Below are 16,161 nucleotides of genomic sequence, written 5' to 3' on the forward strand. Positions count from 1 at the left end.
CTATCAATGGCTAAGTTTTAGTCTGAGATTAACAAAAAGCGCTCCTAGTAATAGGGGCGCTTTTTGTTTGGGGAAAATATTTAGAGACTTTATTAGGATATCTGGTCTGGTAAAATAACCGTTATAACTCAAATCTTGTACCATTATTAATAACCGTTTCACGGGCGGGCAGGATGCCCACCACACAAGAAGAAATATACTCTTTGTGGAACAGGCAAGATGCCTATTATTGAAAATTGTGTAAGATGTCAGTTATAAATTTTGTAGTCAATAATTCAGTCCCACAGACTTTTATGAGGAATGAATTCCTCACTCTAAATCAATTTTATTCGGGTTGTTCTAGCGGAAATAATGTGATTAATAACTAATAACTAATAACTAATGAGTGATGACTATTGAGTTTGAGCATTCCGATGCAGCCGGAAACAAGATTAGCGGTAAGGATTCAATGCACAAATGGCTTTCCGTGGTGGGGATGGGCGAAGACGGACTTTCGGGATTGAGTGCGATCGCCTTTACCCTCCTCTCTCGATCTCAAATCGTTGTTGGTGGCGCCCGTCACCTAGCCATGCTACCAACCGACGACACCCGCGAACAATTGCTTTGGGCTTCGCCGCTACAAACAACAGTCGATCAAATCATCCGCCGCCGGGGACAGTCTGTCTGCGTGCTCGCCAGCGGCGATCCGATGTGTCACGGAATTGGGGTAACACTTTCGCGCCAGATTCCCATGGAGGAAATGACTGTGATTCCGGCGGCATCGGCTTTTAGTCTTGCTTGCGCCCGTTTGGGTTGGCCGCTGGCCGAAGTTGAGACTTTCAGTTTGACAAATCGCCCGATCGCATCCATCGCCCTTGCTTTGTCCCCCGGCGCGCGCTTGCTGGTGTTGAGCGCTGACAGACACACGCCGGGAAAGGTAGCACAATTGTTGACTCAGCGGGGGTTTGGCAGCAGTTTGATGACCGTGTTCGAGCGGATGGGAGGGAACTCGGAACGGCGGATCGAGGGGGTAGCAGCAGCCTGGAATGAATCGGATTTGGCGGATTTGAACACGATCGCGATCGCAGTTGCAGTTGATCGCGATCGTGTGATTTTCCCCCGAACTGCGGGTTTGCCGGATACTGCATATCGCCACGACGGACAACTTACCAAGCGGGAGGTTAGAGCCGTTACTCTGTCAACGTTAGCACCGATTCCCGGAGAGTTGCTTTGGGATGTGGGTGCGGGCTGCGGCTCGATCGCGATCGAATGGATGCGGAGTCATCCTCGGTGCAGGGCGATCGCGATCGAACGCCATCCAACTCGACTGCAATACATCGCCGAAAATGCCTCTACTTTCGGCGTTCCCGAACTCGAAATCGTTGCGGGAGAAGCGCCGGAAGCCCTGAGAAATTTGCCTCAACCGAATGCTATTTTCATCGGCGGCGGTGTCACTGCAGAAGGTTTGCTGGAAACTTGCTGGAATGCTTTAGGTGAAGCCGGCCGATTAGTTGTTAATGCGGTGACAGTTGAGAGCGAGTTTAAAGTTTTGCAATGGCACGATCGTTATGGCGGGGAACTAATTAGAATTGGGATTCAGCAAGTAGGGGCGATCGGCTCTTTTCAGGGTTGGAAGCCGCTTGCACCCGTAACTCAGTGGGCGGCAGTTAAAAGCTAAAGTAAAATATTCCGAGGGAGCCACCTAAAATAGAGTAATGTGCGTCAGATGCCTCAACCCTTAATAATAATCGCTTTCTCACTCCGCCTGACGCAGCCTACGAGATGATTTGAGTATGATACTTGGCTTGAGTCCGATTAAAGTAAAATATTCAGAGGGAACCCTCTAAAATCTCAACTCTAAAATCTAAGAGTTCAAAACTCAAATCTCAAATTTCATGAGACGTTAAAAAATGAGTTTTTATTACCGACTGTCAGCAGCGCTAATCGCGGCCACAATTGCGAGCGTCCAACCTGAATTTGCTGTCGCGCAGTTGTCAGCACAACAAGTGGAAGAAATTGACAGAAATGAGTGCAATCCGTCAGGAGAAATCGATTTCAATGAAGCTATTCGCCTCAATCCTAACGATGCTGAAGCGTACAACGGTCGGGGTGCTGTCCGCTCACAACAGGGAGATATAGAGGGTGCGCTCGCCGATTACAACGAAGCTATTCGCCTCGAACCTAACTATGCTGAAGCCTACAGAAATCGGGGTGTTGTCCGCTATGACCAGGGAGATTTACAGGGTGCACTAACCGATTGCAACGAAGCTATTCGCCTCAATCCTAGCTATGCTGATGCTTACTACAATCGGGGTATTGTTCGCTATGACCAGGGAGATTTACAGGGTGCACTAACCGATTACAACGAAGCTATTCGCCTCGAACCTAACGATGCGGATTTTTACTACAATCGGGGTATTGTCCGCTATGACCAGGGAGATTTACAGGGTGCACTAACCGATTACAACGAAGCTATTCGCCTCAATCCTAACGAGGCTAAGGCTTACAACTATCGCGGTTTTGTGCGAGCGCAACAGGGAGATATACAGGGTGCAATCACCGACTACAACCAAGCTATTCGCCTCGCTCCTAACCATCCTGAAGCTTACAGCAATCGCGGTTTTGTTCGCTCACAACAGGGAGATAAACAGGGTGCGGTCGCTGACTACAACGAAGCTATTCGCCTCAATCCTAGCTATGGTAAAGTTTACGGAAATCGGGGTTATTTCCGCTATGACGAGGGAGATATACAGGGTGCCATAGCCGATTTTAACGAGTTTATTCGCCTCGATCCTAATGATGCTAAGGCTTACAACTATCGCGGTTTTATTCGCTTACAACAGGGAGATATACAAGGTGCAATTGCCGACTACAACGAAGCTATTCGCCTAGCTCCTAAGTATGCTGATGCTTACTACAATCGGGGTGATTTCCGCTATAACCAGGGAGATATACAAGGTGCAATCGCCGACTACAACGAAGCTATTCGCCTCAATCCTAAGTATACTTATGCTTACTTCAATCGGGCTCTGCTCCGCGATGAACTGGGAGATAAACAAGGTGCACTAGCCGATTTCAACGAAGCTATCCGCCTCGATCCTAACGATGCTGATGCTTACTACAATCGGGCTCTTGTCCGGAACCAACAACGAGATATACAGGGAGCAATAAATGATTTTCAGAAAGCCTCTGAGTTGTATCAGCAACAGGGAAATACCGATTCATACAGGGATGCACAAAATGCAATTAGAGAACTTCAGAAAGAGCTTGAAGTCTAATTATTTATCATAGGTACGCACCGCTCGATTACCAATTACCGGGCGTACCTCATTTAACTGAGAATTTATATAAAAATAGGTTGGGTGTCCTAAAAGTTCAACCCAACCTATTAATTAAATGAGACTTAAGAGTTTAGCCTTGATTCACCACAGTCGGTTTTAAACTTTCCTGTGACTTCGATCGATCTAAACCATTTTGAACTTCCACAGATTCCTTAATCGGTTTCCGGGCTTCAATTAAACTCAAAGCTTTGTTGACACCTTCAGGTAAAATCACTACCAAACTGCCTACCGCCGCCTCATCTAAAGCCTTGTTAACGGCCGTTGTTTCGTCGAGAATCAACTCGTATTCAACTTGAGATTTCTTTGCGGTTCCTGCAGAAATCGCCTCGGCAATTCCCTGGCAAATTAACTGGGCCACAACACCGGGTTCTCGCCCGCGCCTGTCAATATCTTCCTTGACAATAATACGATCGAACATCTCAGCCGAAAGTTTACCCAGCGTGACAAAATCTTCATCTCGTCGGTCTCCGGGAGCACCTACTACCCCGATTCGCAGTCCCGGCCAATTCAGCACGAAACTGCCCAAAGCTTTGTAGCTGTGGGGGTTGTGGGCGTAGTCGAGTAAAGCGTGATAGCTGCCCAAATTAAACAAATTCATCCTTCCGGGAGTTTGACCGACGGATGCTTGGAAGGTTGACAAAGCCGATCGAATATCTTCTATTTTCACTCCTTGGGCAAAAGCTGCTAAACAAGCTGCTAAAGCATTGGCAATCATAAACGGCGCGCGCCCGCCCATCGTCAGCGGCACGTTCACAGCCTGCTCAATTCTCAGCGTCCAATCGCCTTTTAAGATCGACAAGTAGCCATTTTCGTAAATCGCAGCTAGCCCGCCCGCAGCGGTATGTTTGGCAACCAGTTCGTTGTCCGGGTTCATGGAAAAATATGCAATTTGAGCCTTGACACGCTGCGCCATTTGTGATACTAGCGGGTCGTCTGCATTCAAAACTGCATAGCCTTTGGGCATTACCGACTCGACGAGGACGCTTTTGAGTTTGGCCAGTTGTTCCACGGTGTCGATGTCGCCAATTCCCAAGTGATCGGCTGCGACGTTCAAGACGACGCCAACATCGCACTGATCGAAGCCGAGGCCCGATCGCAAAATTCCGCCTCTAGCCGTTTCCAACACGGCCACTTCTACCGTTGGATCAGACAAAATCAACTGAGCACTCTGCGGCCCGGTATTGTCTCCGCTTTCGACCAAATAATCGCCGATGTAAGTGCCGTCGGTAGTCGTGTAGCCGGTAATCTGACCTGTCTGCTTGACAATATGAGCAAGCAGGCGAGTGGTTGTAGTTTTGCCGTTGGTTCCCGTTACCGCTAAAATCGGCACCCGGCTGGGTTGAGGCGAGGGGAACAGCATATCGAAGACTGCGCCGGCGACGTTGCGGGGTAAACCTTGACTCGGGGCGACGTGCATTCTGAAACCCGGTGCTGCGTTGACTTCGACGATGACGCCGTTGACATCGCGCAGGGGTTGGGAAATGTCAGGAGTTACTACGTCAATCCCGGCGATGTCCAAACCGATAATTTTGGCGACTCTGGAAAACAGCCAGACGTTTTCTGGGTGGATTTCGTCGGTGCGATCGACTGCAATTCCACCGGTACTCAAGTTTGCTGTCGCCCGCAAAAATACTCTTTCGCCGGCGGGCACTACGGAGTCCATCGCGTATCCTTGTTTTTGCAGCAAATCCAGGGACAATTTGTCGATCGTGATCCGGGTGAGTACGTTGTCGTGTCCGTCTCCTCGCTGCGGGTCGCGGTTTACTTCTTCAATAAGCTGTTCTACTGTAGACTTGCCGTTACCCACGACGTTAGCGGGGACTCGTTCTGCAACTGCTATGACTTGCCCGTTGACTACCAATACTCTGTGGTCACGGCCGACGTAATAGCGCTCGACAATGACGCTTTTTGTTTTTGATGCGGCGCTGGCTAAGTCGTAGGCTTCTTCTGCTGCTTCCCAGGAATTGATGTCGATCGTAATGCCGCGGCCGTGGTTGCCGTCTAGGGGTTTGAGGACGATCGGATAACCGCCGACATCTTCGATCGCCCCGCGCAGTTCATCCAAATAATGAATCACCGTTCCTCTGGGAACCGGTACACCGGCGCTGGCGAGGATATTTTTGGTACCTTCCTTGTCACAGGCAAGTTCTACTCCCAAAACTCCCGTCCGGTTGCTCAGAGTTGCCTGAATCCGCTTTTGGTGAACCCCGTAGCCGAGTTGAATCATAAACCGGGCGCTCAAAGGTATCCAAGGAATGCCGCGCGCTTCTGCTTCCTTAATCAGTGTTTCCGTGCTCGGCCCGAGTGCCGCCGACGCAGCAAACTCTCTCAGGTCTCTCAAATCTTGGATTAATTCTGCTGCTGGATAAGTGCCTGTCTCGGCAATGCTTTGGCACAGTCGCACGCCCGCCCGCGCTGCATAGCGACCTGCTTGTTCGTTTTGATACTCAATTACTACTTGGTAAATACCTGGAGTCGCAGTCTCGCGGGTACGGCCGAACCCGACCGGCATTCCTGCCATTTCCTGAAGTTCTAGGGCGACGTGTTCGATTACGTGTCCCATCATTGTGCCTTCTCTGACCCTTTGCAGGAATCCTCCCTGATGGCCTGGGGAACAGTGATGGTCGTTCAAACTCGGAAGTGCGGCGATCAACCCTTCGTAGAAGCCAGGAATTTCCGCTGTTGTTTTATCTGCCCACTCCTCTAAATCCAGACGCATCAGGACGAGTTTCTGGCGTCGGATGCTCCAGTAGTTGGGGCCGCGTAAAGTCTGGATTTTAAGTATTTTCATGGCAGTTAGAGGGGTATGGGGCGCGAAATCTTATAGATAATTGGAGCATTTATTCAATTTCGATCTAGATTGCTCGATCGACTGTTCGCTGCGAACAGTTTGGGAGTGAATTTCCAGTTATGGGCTACCCAATTGAAAATTCATGCCCCTGCGATCGGCTAAAAACAAGTACAGGCCAATGGCTAGCCAAAACTCAAAGCCCGAAGTTAGAACTTTCTGTGGTTCGGCCTAGGGTCAGACCGTGGCTGCTTCGGAATCTATTTTATTTTTGTATCCATGATTCGGCCGGAATGCCGCCTAATTTCTGCCGAATCAATGACGAGAGATGTTCTACGTTAGTTGGCTGTGCGACATTCGGGGGGCCAGCCAGACTCGGAACAGGCTCCTGATGGCATTGGTTTGCCGAGGGGCATATTGTAGCAATCTCCGTGACATAGAACGTGCAAGCGCATATTGAACAGACTTAAGGGTTCTGTCGCTCCTACCATAGACTCATTGGTATAAAAATTTTCCCTAGAATCAACAATAGTCACAGTGCCTTTACCGAGAATTTTCATAGTATCGTCTCCCTCAAACAAGGCGCAGGTGTCTTCGTCAATACCAATAGCGATGCGATCGGGATGGCAAGCCACAGCCGACAGCAAGCGAGCCATGCGGTTGCGGTTGTGAAAATGCTGATCTACGATGATCTCAGGAATAATGTTAAGTCCGTTTGCCATGTCTACTAAAGAGCGGTTCGGTGACGCGCCACTCCCACCGCCTGCAATCATGTGATATCCCATCACCGCAGCACCTGCGCTGGTGCCAGCGAGGGTAATCTTGCCTTCGAGAGTTTCTTTGCGAATTTTCTCCATCAGCGGGGTGTCCGCCAGCAGTCCACAAAGCCGCAGTTGGTCGCCGCCTGTGATGAATACGCCCGTACAGTCTTCTAAGTAATCTTTCCAGACGGGGTTTTCGCCTTGTTCGCGTTCGCGGATGTCCACTACTTTGACGGCGCCAACGCCCATTTCGTCAAATATTGTACGGTAGCGGTTGCTAATTCCTTCGGGATCTCGCGAAGCGCACGGAACGATAGCCAGCCGAGCGTTTGCACCCCCAGCACGGCAAAAAAAGGTGTTCAGAATCTCTCGCCCGTGAACTTTGTCTTCGGCTCCCCCGATGACCATAATCGAGGTTTTTGTGCGCTGGGGAATATTGTGTTCAAGGGCTTGAGATGTCAACTGCTGCATGGTGTGTCTTCCTCTGTTGGATGTGAAATTCAATTTTGCCGTGGCTGTGCGTAGAATAGGGCTTTTTAAGAATAAATATTTGTTGGTGCGAGGGATGTTCGATCGCCGATCGTGCGATCCCGCAGTTGTTTGGCGGTGAGTTTACTTGCAGTCGCTGTCATGAAAAACTGATTATTGTTGTACAAAACGGGCCCGCCGACAAAGGAAGAGAATTTAACTTGCAAAAATTTTCAGAAATTATAAGAAATTATAAAGAATAAAGCAATTACTGAAAACTGAACTCCCTCTAAAGGTCAAACTAGAGGTGATGTATCAATGAAATTCCAATAATTGTGCGATTTGACGTTGTTACCCTATTTCCAGAATTTTTCCGGGCTCCCCTAGAGTCTGGACTGATGGGCAAAGCCTTAGCTAAAAAGATTGCTGAGGTGAATTTTGTCAATCCCCGCGATTTTACCACAGACAAACACCAGCGAGTCGATGATGAGCCTTACGGGGGCGGAGTGGGGATGCTGATGAAACCGGAACCGATTTTTGCTGCGGTGGAGTCGCTGCCGGTTTTGCCGAGGCGGGAGGTGATTTTGCTGACTCCCCAGGGGGAACCGATGCAGCAGTCGATGTTTCGGGAGTTTGCAGTCGATCGCGATCAGTTGGTCTTGATTTGCGGTCATTATGAGGGTGTGGACGATCGAGTCCTGCATTTGGTGACTCGCGAGGTGTCTTTGGGGGATTTTGTGCTCACAGGGGGCGAAATTCCGGCTTTGGCTTTGATTAATGGGGTTTTGCGATTGCTGCGGGGAACTGTGGCGAAGGAAGATTCCCTAAAGTTTGAGAGTTTTGAGGACGGACTTTTGGATTATCCGCAGTACACCCGACCGTCGGATTTTCGGGGATTGAAGGTGCCCGATGTGTTGCTGTCTGGTAATCACACAGAAATTGCTCGCTGGCGCAAGCAACAGCAAATTGAAAGAACGCGCCAAAGGCGATCGGATTTGTACGATCGGTGGTTCCAGGAGAGGGAAGAATAGGAGAAAGGGCGATCGCACGAGTGGTCAGAAACCGGGTTTTTTGCGGTAATACTTCGTTGTAGTCCACAGATTCGGTAAAAAACCCGGTTTCTTTGGTCTTGATGCGTAAATCCCGTATATTTAAGAGCCTAATAAATTTTGGATTCGCGTTTGTAAGTCTTTGAGTTCAGGAGAGCAATCGAGAAGTCCGCAAGAATTTTCTAGCGTTTCCAGCATTAACGGTTCTCTCCCCCCTCCAACAGCTTTAGGATTGCCATAACTGCTGAGGAAAGCAGCCAAAAAAAATCTTTAACACTCGGATCGGCATTAAAAGATAAATTCACTTATCTCCCTGAAAATATGAAATAATTGTCCTCTACTATACTTCCCAAACCTCAATTTTACATGAACATCCGCATCGGCAATGGCTACGACATTCACTGCTTAGTTCCAGAACGCCCCCTCATCCTCGGTGGCGTGCACATTCCCCACGAATTAGGCTTATTAGGACACAGCGACGCAGACGTACTTACCCACGCTATCATGGATGCCATGCTTGGAGCTCTGAGCTTAGGAGATATCGGGCTGTATTTCCCTCCAACTGACCCGAAATGGAAAGGTGCTGATAGTCTCGTATTGCTGGCACAAGTCAATCAGTTAATATTAGATAAAGGCTGGGAAATCGGCAATATTGATTCGGTGGTGGTGGCGGAACGTCCAAAGCTGAAACCGCATATTGAGCAAATGCGCGATCGGCTTTCTACTGTCCTACAATTAAAACCTGACCAAATCGGCATCAAAGCTACTACAAACGAAAAGTTAGGACCCGTGGGGAGAGAAGAAGGAATTGCAGCCTATGCTGTAGTTTTAGTATCCAAAAATTAAAAAAGTGGTTTGATAGTAGAAGTTGAATTTACTTAAACTTATACGCTAGGAAGGCTGAAACCATGCAAACTGAAACCTTGGAAGTAGAATTACCTATAAAGGCCGATATTATCGCCTTGGATAAGGACGATCGCATAGTCGCGCTGATCGAGGTCAAAATTAATCAAGCTAAAGAAAAGGCAGCAAAACAGACGATTACCGTTCGCGCGCTCAAACAAATAAAACATTACCTCTCAAAACTCTCCGAAAAAAATGTGGTAATTCCTTATGCTATGATTGTCACTCTCGAAAATATAATCGTTTTTAAATGGGACGGCACTGTTTTGTCTGAAGCTGTTTTATCGTTAAAAACGGCTGACATCCTTCACTATTATGACTCAAAATTAGGCGATCAGCGGATATTTGAGCCATACCTAACTAGGCTGATTGAAGCATGGTTGCGTGACTTAGCTTACAATTGGAAGTCTGAGATTCCACCAGCATCGGAACAGATAGCAGCAATCGGTTTGCTGCCGTTGCTAGCAGGTGGAACAACAAAGTTAGAGGTAAAAATTGGTGGCGATTTTATATATAGAAACTAACTTTTTGATGAGTATTGCTACAGGACGCGATCCTGATGCCAATAACTTGTTACTGAGTGTACCAACATCAGTCCGCATTGCCATACCTGCTATTTGCTGCATGGAAGCTCTCTCGGCTTTAGAAGACGAGATCAAGCGCCGCAACCGTTTTGCAGATGAACAGAAAAAACAAATTAGCCAGCTAAAGCGCGATCTTACTTCGCCTTATGCTAAGTCTCTTTTATTCCATGTAGAAGAGTCTTTGAATGAAAATGCAGGATTGCTCAATACTATTAAAGTACGTCTTTTTGAGGCTCTTGAATCGTTGGCTGACAATGTGGAGATGATGGAACTAACAGCAGATACACTGCGAGAAAGCTTGAATACAGTTTTTATTGAAGAAGACCCGACAGACAATTTGATTCTCCACTGCATCTTGAATCACGCACACTTACACGCTAATGAAGTCAAGGTATTTTTGAGCAATAATACAAAAGAATTTAGTGTATCGGAAGTTCAAGATGCTTTGCGAGAAGCCGGGATAACCAAGTATTTTTCGCGCACTGAAGACTTTCTCGGTTGGTTACAATCTCAGTCATAGTTGCACGCAGGTGGTAAACTAAAAAATTATGAAAATTTCTATGATGCTACATTCAAGACTGCGCTGGCTGGCGATTTTACTGGCGGCAATTGCCACTATAACTCTGTCTGCGTGCACTCCAGCCCGATCGAACTTAGTAAACAGACTGATCGTTCCCACCCCCAGCGGCCCAGCCACCTTTAACTACCCGCTAAATCAATCTGCATACAGCGTTTTTGGCTATATGTACGAGGGATTGATCAACGAAAACGGCTTGACATCCGAGTTAGAACCCGGTTTAGCCGAGTCCTGGGAAGTTTCTAAAGATGGCAAAAAGATTGTCTTCGCCCTGCGAGAGGGATTGAAATGGTCGGACGGCCAACCTCTGACTACTGATGACATTATCTTCAGCTATGAAAAGATTTATTTCAATGACAAAATTCCTAGCGGTTTGAAAGATATTCTGAGGGTTGGCATCAGTGGCGAATTTCCAAAAGTCAAAAAACTCGACAGTCGCCGCGTAGAATTTTCCGTTGCAGAACCCTTTGCTCCTTTTATTAGATATGCTGGGGGAATCCCAATTTTACCAGCTCATATTTTACAGGAATCTATCGATAATACAGATGCAGACGGCAAACCTAAATTCTTGAGTACTTGGGGCACGGATACTGACCCTAAAAAAATTGTGGGGAATGGTCAATACCGAATGCTGAGCTATACTCCCAATCAGCGCGTTGTTTTGGAACGAAATCCGTATTTTTGGCGCAAAGATGCTGAGGGAAATGTCCAGCCTTACATCCAGCAAATTGTTTGGCAAATTATCGAAAATACTGACAATCAACTGCTGAATTTTCGATCGGGCGATTTGGATACTCTGAACGTGGAGCCGGAAGTGTTTCCGCTGCTGAAACGGGAGGAAAAACGTGGCCAATATACGGTCTTCAACGGCGGGCCGGATACTGGTAGCGTTTTTATGTGTTTCAATCTGAATAAGGGGCGCAATGCTCAAAATCAGCCGTTTGTAGACCCGGTTAAGTCTCGCTGGTTCGCGAGTAAGGAATTTCGGCAGGCGATCGCCTATGGCATCAACCGCGAGGCGATGACTAACAATATCTATCGCGGACTTGGCGCGCCGCTGCATTCCCCAATTCCGGCGCAAAGCCCGTTTTACCTGTCCCCAGAACAGGGATTGAAAACTTACAGTTACGATCAACAAAAAGCCAAAGAGTTACTGTTAAGCGCTGGTTTTAAGTATAATAGTAACGGCGAATTGTTGGATGCTGAAGGTAACAAGGTACGATTTACTTTGTTGATGGCTGCCGGTAAAAAAGTTCGGGAACAAATGGCAACGCAAATTAAGCAAGACTTGGGCAAACTGGGGATGCAAATTGATATGCAGTTCCTGAGTTTTAACACTTATGTGGAAAAGCTGCGATTGACGCGGAATTGGGATACTTACCTCGGCGGTTTTACGGGAGGTACTGAACCGCACAGCGGCTACAATATTTGGTCAGTCAAGGGCACTTTGCACAGTTTCAACCAGGGTCCGCAATCCGGAGAACCCCCGATTAAAGGTTGGGAAGTGTACGACTGGGAGCAGAAAATCGATGACCTTTATGTGAAGGCTTCCCAGGAGCTTGATGAGGCGAAGCGCAAGGAGCTTTATGGAGAAACGCAGCGGATTATAGCGGAACAAGTTCCTTTTGTTTATATGGTAAATCCGCTGACTTTTGAGGCGGTGCGCGATCGCGTTTCGGGAATTCGCTACAGTGCCCTCGGCGGTGCTTTCTGGAATTTGTACGAGTTGAAAATAGCAGAATAGTCAGTCGATTTTAGATTTTAGATTTTAGATTTTAGATTGGATTTACTTTAAAGATGAATCTGAGAACTTGAACCTTAGTCTAAAATTTGGGGTCGATTGCGACAGAAGTCGGGGGTGTGTATCCGTTTTTGGGCGGATCGTTAATCAGCAGTCAGCAGTTAGCAGTCATTAGTCAGTCATTAATTAATGGAACCTGAAATTTTACAGAAGTTACTCGAATCTGTGGCGGCCGGTGATATTAGCCCGATCGCAGCTTTGGATAAATTAAAGCATTTTGACTTTGAACAAGTCGGCGATTTTGCCAAAATTGACCACCACCGCACTTTAAGAACGGGTTTTCCTGAAGTAATTTGGGGCCCAGGGAAAACGCCAGACCAAATTGTTGAGATTATCGAGGCGATGCGCGGGCGAAATTCTGCGGTGATGGCGACGCGAATCGAACCAGAAGTTTTCGAGCAATTGCAACAAAAAATACCCGATTTGTGCTACTACCAAAAGGCTCGAATTTGTGCAATTTCTCCCAATTCCCCAAGTCTGCAGCATCCGGGTACTGTGACTATTATCAGTGCGGGAACGGCGGATTTGCCTGTAGCGGAAGAGGCGGCAGTTACTGCGGAACTTTGCGGTTTTCAGGTGCGACGTTTGTGGGATGTCGGAGTTGCCGGCATTCACCGCTTGCTGAGCAACCGGCACGTAATTGCTGATGCTGATGTGTTGATTGCAGTAGCGGGTATGGAAGGTGCTTTGGCGAGTGTGGTTGCGGGTTTGGCAGATTGTCCTGTGATTGCTGTGCCGACTAGTGTAGGTTACGGGGCGAGTTTTGGCGGGATTGCTCCTCTTTTAACTATGCTTAATTCTTGTGCGGCTGGTGTGGGTGTGGTGAATATTGATAATGGATTTGGGGCGGCGATTTTGGCTTGTCAAATTCTCAGAAGTGCTGGCAGAGTGGGGAAAATCATCAAAGAGGGGGAGAATGGGAGAGAGGGGGAATAATTAGGAACCCCCTCGATTAGATCAGACTAAGGCTAACTGTCACAGGACAATCGATCTATTTTTAAGGTGCGTCAGACTCCGTTTTTGAAAGATTATTGAAGATTTCCGATAGTAGAGCACCTTACTATATATGTCAGTTGCCTCCAGGACTGCCAGACTCGGCGGTTGAAACCGCGTCTACACTTGCTTCTCGTCTCTGCAGAGGAGGACTAAAAAATACAGGAGGTATTATTAAAGCGGCGTTGGATATTACTTGCTGCCTAGCCAAATCGGATAAGCAGAAGAATCCTCAGCTTTTAACTTTTGCGCCTGATAACTCTTGCTAGTCCAAGTAGCTACTGTTTGCAGGCTTTCTGTCAAACAACTTTCGCTACCAAACGCTTCAAATCCCAAAGTCCACCACGCGCTGCCGTTAATGTTCAACTGAGTAAGTTCCACGGTGCAACCTTGGGGAATTGGGGCTTCCACAGGTACAGACATCAGGGAACCAGGGGTCGATACTTGATAAAGACGCTGCGCTCGCTTTTTCTTGACTGCCACCCACTTTCCTGTCGCCAAAATATCCGCCGGTATCGGCGCCATCGTGTCCGCACAAACCCACTTCAGCCACTTTTCGGCTTTGCCTTCCCAGCGGTTGCCGAACTGCATCGTCCCCAACTCTCCCTGACGCCACTTTACCTCCAAGGTTTTCCCACGCAGCTTCACTCCCAAGTAGTCGCAGCTTGGTACTAGCAAATATATGTCTTCCCGCTCTTCAGGAGGCGAAAGATACCCGCCGAGACTCTCGCTTCCAAACCATTGATTGATTGATTTTGGCAGTGCACCGCTATAAAACCACCGCATTTCCAGACTGGCCCGCATAAATTTTTCCTCCGTTCCACAATTTTCGTCAAACCCAGACTGGATTTGCCATACACCATCGACTTTTGTGCCTCTCCACTCTATCCTCCCCCCTCCGGGGCCCAGAGTCTACCCACAGTCATACCATTTTAGATTTTAGATTTTAGATTTTAGATAGGGGAAAGACTGACTATATAAAGGTTTAGAGCTTGCCTACAGTTGCGTTTTTTTTATTTACTGGTGTCAGAGCGAGGTCTTTAAAAAAAATTTCTCACAATCCTTTACATATCTTCACAAGTCTGTTACATTTATTTACAGTACACTAAAAACCATTTAGGAAAAAAAAGATGAGTAACAGAGGCTTAATGCTGGACGACCAAGGCAAAATGAACAATTTTGCGATCGAGCCGACAGTATACATCGATGACGAACCCCGCACCGGCTTTACCCCCTACGCAGAACGCTTAAACGGCCGCCTTGCCATGATTGGCTTTGTTTCTCTCTTGGCTTTAGAAGTTTCGACCAAGCACGGGCTGATTAGCTGGCTGACTCAGCTTTAATGACTTTGTTAACAATTAAACTATATGGCTATGGATCGCGGGCGGTACACAAACAGCGATCCATAGCTTAACTATTTTTAGGATCAAAGTTTGGTGAGACAATTAAAATTAAATATTTTTGTTTTACCCTACCCGTAAAAAGAATGCTCAAACGAATTGCGGCAATACTTCTGGTTGTTCTAAGCCTCACCTTGACCGGTTGTGTGTCTAAAGTCACCGGACTCAAAAGCTACGTTGATACTGGCGATGGCTATCAATTTCTCTATCCTAACGGCTGGCTGCCGATCGCGGTTTCTAACGGGCCCGATGTGGTGTTCCGCGATTTGATTCAGCAAACCGAGAACGTCAGCGTGGTAATCAGTCCAGTCGCGAAGGACAAAACTCTCGCGGATTTGGGATCGCCGACAGATGTGGGATACAAGCTCAGCAAAAGTGCGATCGCCCCGGCTGATTCCGGCCGCGAAGCTGAATTAGTCAATGCAGAAGCTCGTGAATCGCGATCGAAAAACTATTACATTTTAGAATATGCCGTTAAGTTGCCAAACCAAGAACGCCACAACTTAGCGAGTGTAGCCGTCAGCCGCGGCAAACTTTTTACGCTTAACGTTTCCACTACCGAAGAACGCTGGCCCAAAGTAAAAGAAGCTTTTGAGAAAGTTGTTAAATCTTTCTCTGTTTATTAGGTTTAAAAAGTAATTGGGAATGAGGAATGGGGCATGGGCGTTGGGGATGGGGAATAGTTTCTTTTTCTTCCTTCTTCATTCTTCCTTCTTCATTCTTCCTTCTTAACTTATTATGAAAATTCCAACTTTTGTATTAGCTTCAGCTTCTCCAGCGCGCCGCCGCCTCCTAGAAAATGCCGGCATTCAAGCTGTGATTTGCCCCAGCGAGTTTGATGAAGGGCAAATACAAATGAAAGATGCCACTAATTTAGTGCAGGTTTTAGCAGAGGGAAAAGCTGAGGCTGTAGCTAAGTTTTTACTGGCTAATTCTCACCCGCAAATCCCCAATCCCAAATCTTGTTTGGTGTTGGGATGCGATTCAATTTTGCTCATAGATGGCGAAATTCACGGCAAACCCAAGGATGAGGAAGAAGCAATCTCGCGCTGGCAGAAAATGCGCGGTAAGGTGGGCGAACTCTATACGGGTCATGCTTTAATTGATACTAGATTCGATGACTTTGATCATGCCAGGTCGCGATCGATCATTCGCTGTCAAGTTACAAAAGTTCATTTTGCGGAAGTTACCTCACGCCAAATAGCGGCTTACGTCGCTACCGGAGAGCCCCTCGCCTGTGCAGGCTGTTTTGCACTCGAAGGTAAAGGCGGTTTGTTTGTAGAACAAATCGAAGGATGCCACACAAATGTGATTGGTTTGAGCTTACCTCTGCTGCGGCAAATGCTCACCGAAATGGGATATGATGTGGCAGATTTCTGGCAGTCTTAAATATTGTTGAATTTATATCAGGAATCAGGAGGCAGAGCCTCGCTGATATGCCAGGGTAAGCTCATCTAATTTGGTATAAATTGTACTTGACAATGAGTCAAATAAGTGAGATGACAACAATGCTACCC

The 16,161-nt window shown here is 47.4% G+C and carries 15 protein-coding genes; 11 read left to right on the top strand and 4 right to left on the bottom strand.

Annotation, left to right across the window (positions count from 1 at the left end; genetic code table 11):
- Positions 1 to 388: 388 nt before the first annotated feature.
- Positions 389 to 1,657 carry a precorrin-6y C5,15-methyltransferase (decarboxylating) subunit CbiE gene (cbiE, locus tag QUA24_RS25125; RefSeq protein ID WP_333232963.1) on the top strand — a complete coding sequence of 423 codons (1,269 nt, stop codon included), beginning with the start codon at positions 389 to 391 and terminating at the stop codon, positions 1,655 to 1,657.
- A 232-nt stretch (positions 1,658 to 1,889) separates the two neighbouring features.
- Positions 1,890 to 3,257, top strand: coding sequence for a tetratricopeptide repeat protein (locus QUA24_RS25130; RefSeq protein WP_333232965.1), 1,368 nt, complete (start codon positions 1,890 to 1,892; stop codon positions 3,255 to 3,257).
- 133 nt (positions 3,258 to 3,390) lie between these two features.
- Here the strand turns inward: QUA24_RS25130 and cphA are convergent, their stop codons facing one another.
- The 3 genes from cphA to QUA24_RS25145 form a co-directional block, all read right to left on the bottom strand.
- Positions 3,391 to 6,111, bottom strand: a complete 2,721-nt coding sequence (gene cphA / locus QUA24_RS25135) for a cyanophycin synthetase (RefSeq protein ID WP_333232967.1) — start codon at positions 6,109 to 6,111, stop codon at positions 3,391 to 3,393.
- Positions 6,112 to 6,446: 335 nt separating this feature from the next.
- Positions 6,447 to 7,340 carry a cyanophycinase gene (locus QUA24_RS25140; protein WP_333084106.1) on the bottom strand — a complete coding sequence of 298 codons (894 nt, stop codon included), beginning with the start codon at positions 7,338 to 7,340 and terminating at the stop codon, positions 6,447 to 6,449.
- 65 nt (positions 7,341 to 7,405) lie between these two features.
- Positions 7,406 to 7,564 (bottom strand): hypothetical protein, encoded by a 159-nt coding sequence (locus QUA24_RS25145; protein WP_333084108.1) that lies wholly within the window; start codon positions 7,562 to 7,564, stop codon positions 7,406 to 7,408.
- 108 nt (positions 7,565 to 7,672) lie between these two features.
- Here QUA24_RS25145 and trmD point away from each other — a divergent pair, with 108 nt between their 5' ends.
- The 6 genes from trmD (at position 7,673) to larB (ending at position 13,187) form a co-directional block, all read left to right on the top strand.
- Positions 7,673 to 8,368 carry a tRNA (guanosine(37)-N1)-methyltransferase TrmD gene (trmD, locus tag QUA24_RS25150; RefSeq protein WP_333232969.1) on the top strand — a complete coding sequence of 232 codons (696 nt, stop codon included), beginning with the start codon at positions 7,673 to 7,675 and terminating at the stop codon, positions 8,366 to 8,368.
- 384 nt (positions 8,369 to 8,752) lie between these two features.
- Positions 8,753 to 9,232: a 2-C-methyl-D-erythritol 2,4-cyclodiphosphate synthase gene (gene ispF / locus QUA24_RS25155; RefSeq protein WP_333232983.1), complete on the top strand. Its 480-nt coding sequence runs from the start codon at positions 8,753 to 8,755 to the stop codon at positions 9,230 to 9,232.
- 62 nt (positions 9,233 to 9,294) lie between these two features.
- Positions 9,295 to 9,813, top strand: a complete 519-nt coding sequence (locus QUA24_RS25160) for a hypothetical protein (protein ID WP_333232971.1) — start codon at positions 9,295 to 9,297, stop codon at positions 9,811 to 9,813.
- A gap of 7 nt (positions 9,814 to 9,820) precedes the next feature.
- On the top strand, positions 9,821 to 10,393 hold the full coding sequence (locus QUA24_RS25165; protein ID WP_333232973.1) for a PIN domain-containing protein: 573 nt from the start codon (positions 9,821 to 9,823) through the stop codon (positions 10,391 to 10,393).
- 40 nt (positions 10,394 to 10,433) lie between these two features.
- On the top strand, positions 10,434 to 12,194 hold the full coding sequence (locus tag QUA24_RS25170) for an ABC transporter substrate-binding protein (RefSeq protein ID WP_333232975.1): 1,761 nt from the start codon (positions 10,434 to 10,436) through the stop codon (positions 12,192 to 12,194).
- A gap of 186 nt (positions 12,195 to 12,380) precedes the next feature.
- Positions 12,381 to 13,187: a nickel pincer cofactor biosynthesis protein LarB gene (gene larB, locus QUA24_RS25175; RefSeq protein ID WP_333232977.1), complete on the top strand. Its 807-nt coding sequence runs from the start codon at positions 12,381 to 12,383 to the stop codon at positions 13,185 to 13,187.
- 249 nt (positions 13,188 to 13,436) lie between these two features.
- Here larB and QUA24_RS25180 read toward each other — a convergent pair whose 3' ends face one another.
- Positions 13,437 to 14,048 carry a hypothetical protein gene (locus QUA24_RS25180; RefSeq protein ID WP_333232979.1) on the bottom strand — a complete coding sequence of 204 codons (612 nt, stop codon included), beginning with the start codon at positions 14,046 to 14,048 and terminating at the stop codon, positions 13,437 to 13,439.
- A gap of 326 nt (positions 14,049 to 14,374) precedes the next feature.
- On the opposite strand from QUA24_RS25180, the gene QUA24_RS25185 reads away from it, so the two are divergent.
- From QUA24_RS25185 to QUA24_RS25195, 3 genes are all read left to right on the top strand, one after another.
- Complete coding sequence (locus tag QUA24_RS25185) at positions 14,375 to 14,587, top strand: high light inducible protein (protein WP_333084124.1); 213 nt, start codon at positions 14,375 to 14,377, stop codon at positions 14,585 to 14,587.
- 143 nt (positions 14,588 to 14,730) lie between these two features.
- Complete coding sequence (gene psbP, locus QUA24_RS25190) at positions 14,731 to 15,270, top strand: photosystem II reaction center PsbP (RefSeq protein WP_333057481.1); 540 nt, start codon at positions 14,731 to 14,733, stop codon at positions 15,268 to 15,270.
- Positions 15,271 to 15,382: 112 nt separating this feature from the next.
- Positions 15,383 to 16,033: a nucleoside triphosphate pyrophosphatase gene (locus tag QUA24_RS25195; RefSeq protein WP_333232981.1), complete on the top strand. Its 651-nt coding sequence runs from the start codon at positions 15,383 to 15,385 to the stop codon at positions 16,031 to 16,033.
- Positions 16,034 to 16,161 lie beyond the last annotated feature (128 nt).

Source organism: Microcoleus sp. Pol12B5, assembly GCF_036701335.1.
In the GTDB taxonomy this organism is placed as follows: Bacteria; Cyanobacteriota; Cyanobacteriia; order Cyanobacteriales; family Microcoleaceae; genus Microcoleus.

Excerpts from the sequence above, each read along its gene's own strand:
- ispF (WP_333232983.1), top strand. The coding sequence starts at position 8,753 with ATGAACATCCGCATCGGCAATGGCTACGACATTCACTGCTTAGTTCCA.
- QUA24_RS25130 (WP_333232965.1), top strand. The coding sequence starts at position 1,890 with ATGAGTTTTTATTACCGACTGTCAGCAGCGCTAATCGCGGCCACAATT.
- larB (WP_333232977.1), top strand. The coding sequence starts at position 12,381 with ATGGAACCTGAAATTTTACAGAAGTTACTCGAATCTGTGGCGGCCGGT.
- QUA24_RS25140 (WP_333084106.1), bottom strand. The coding sequence starts at position 7,340 with ATGCAGCAGTTGACATCTCAAGCCCTTGAACACAATATTCCCCAGCGC.
- QUA24_RS25160 (WP_333232971.1), top strand. The coding sequence starts at position 9,295 with ATGCAAACTGAAACCTTGGAAGTAGAATTACCTATAAAGGCCGATATT.
- QUA24_RS25185 (WP_333084124.1), top strand. The coding sequence starts at position 14,375 with ATGAGTAACAGAGGCTTAATGCTGGACGACCAAGGCAAAATGAACAAT.
- QUA24_RS25165 (WP_333232973.1), top strand. The coding sequence starts at position 9,821 with ATGAGTATTGCTACAGGACGCGATCCTGATGCCAATAACTTGTTACTG.
- cbiE (WP_333232963.1), top strand. The coding sequence starts at position 389 with ATGACTATTGAGTTTGAGCATTCCGATGCAGCCGGAAACAAGATTAGC.
- psbP (WP_333057481.1), top strand. The coding sequence starts at position 14,731 with ATGCTCAAACGAATTGCGGCAATACTTCTGGTTGTTCTAAGCCTCACC.
- cphA (WP_333232967.1), bottom strand. The coding sequence starts at position 6,111 with ATGAAAATACTTAAAATCCAGACTTTACGCGGCCCCAACTACTGGAGC.
- QUA24_RS25195 (WP_333232981.1), top strand. The coding sequence starts at position 15,383 with ATGAAAATTCCAACTTTTGTATTAGCTTCAGCTTCTCCAGCGCGCCGC.
- QUA24_RS25170 (WP_333232975.1), top strand. The coding sequence starts at position 10,434 with ATGATGCTACATTCAAGACTGCGCTGGCTGGCGATTTTACTGGCGGCA.
- QUA24_RS25180 (WP_333232979.1), bottom strand. The coding sequence starts at position 14,048 with ATGCGGGCCAGTCTGGAAATGCGGTGGTTTTATAGCGGTGCACTGCCA.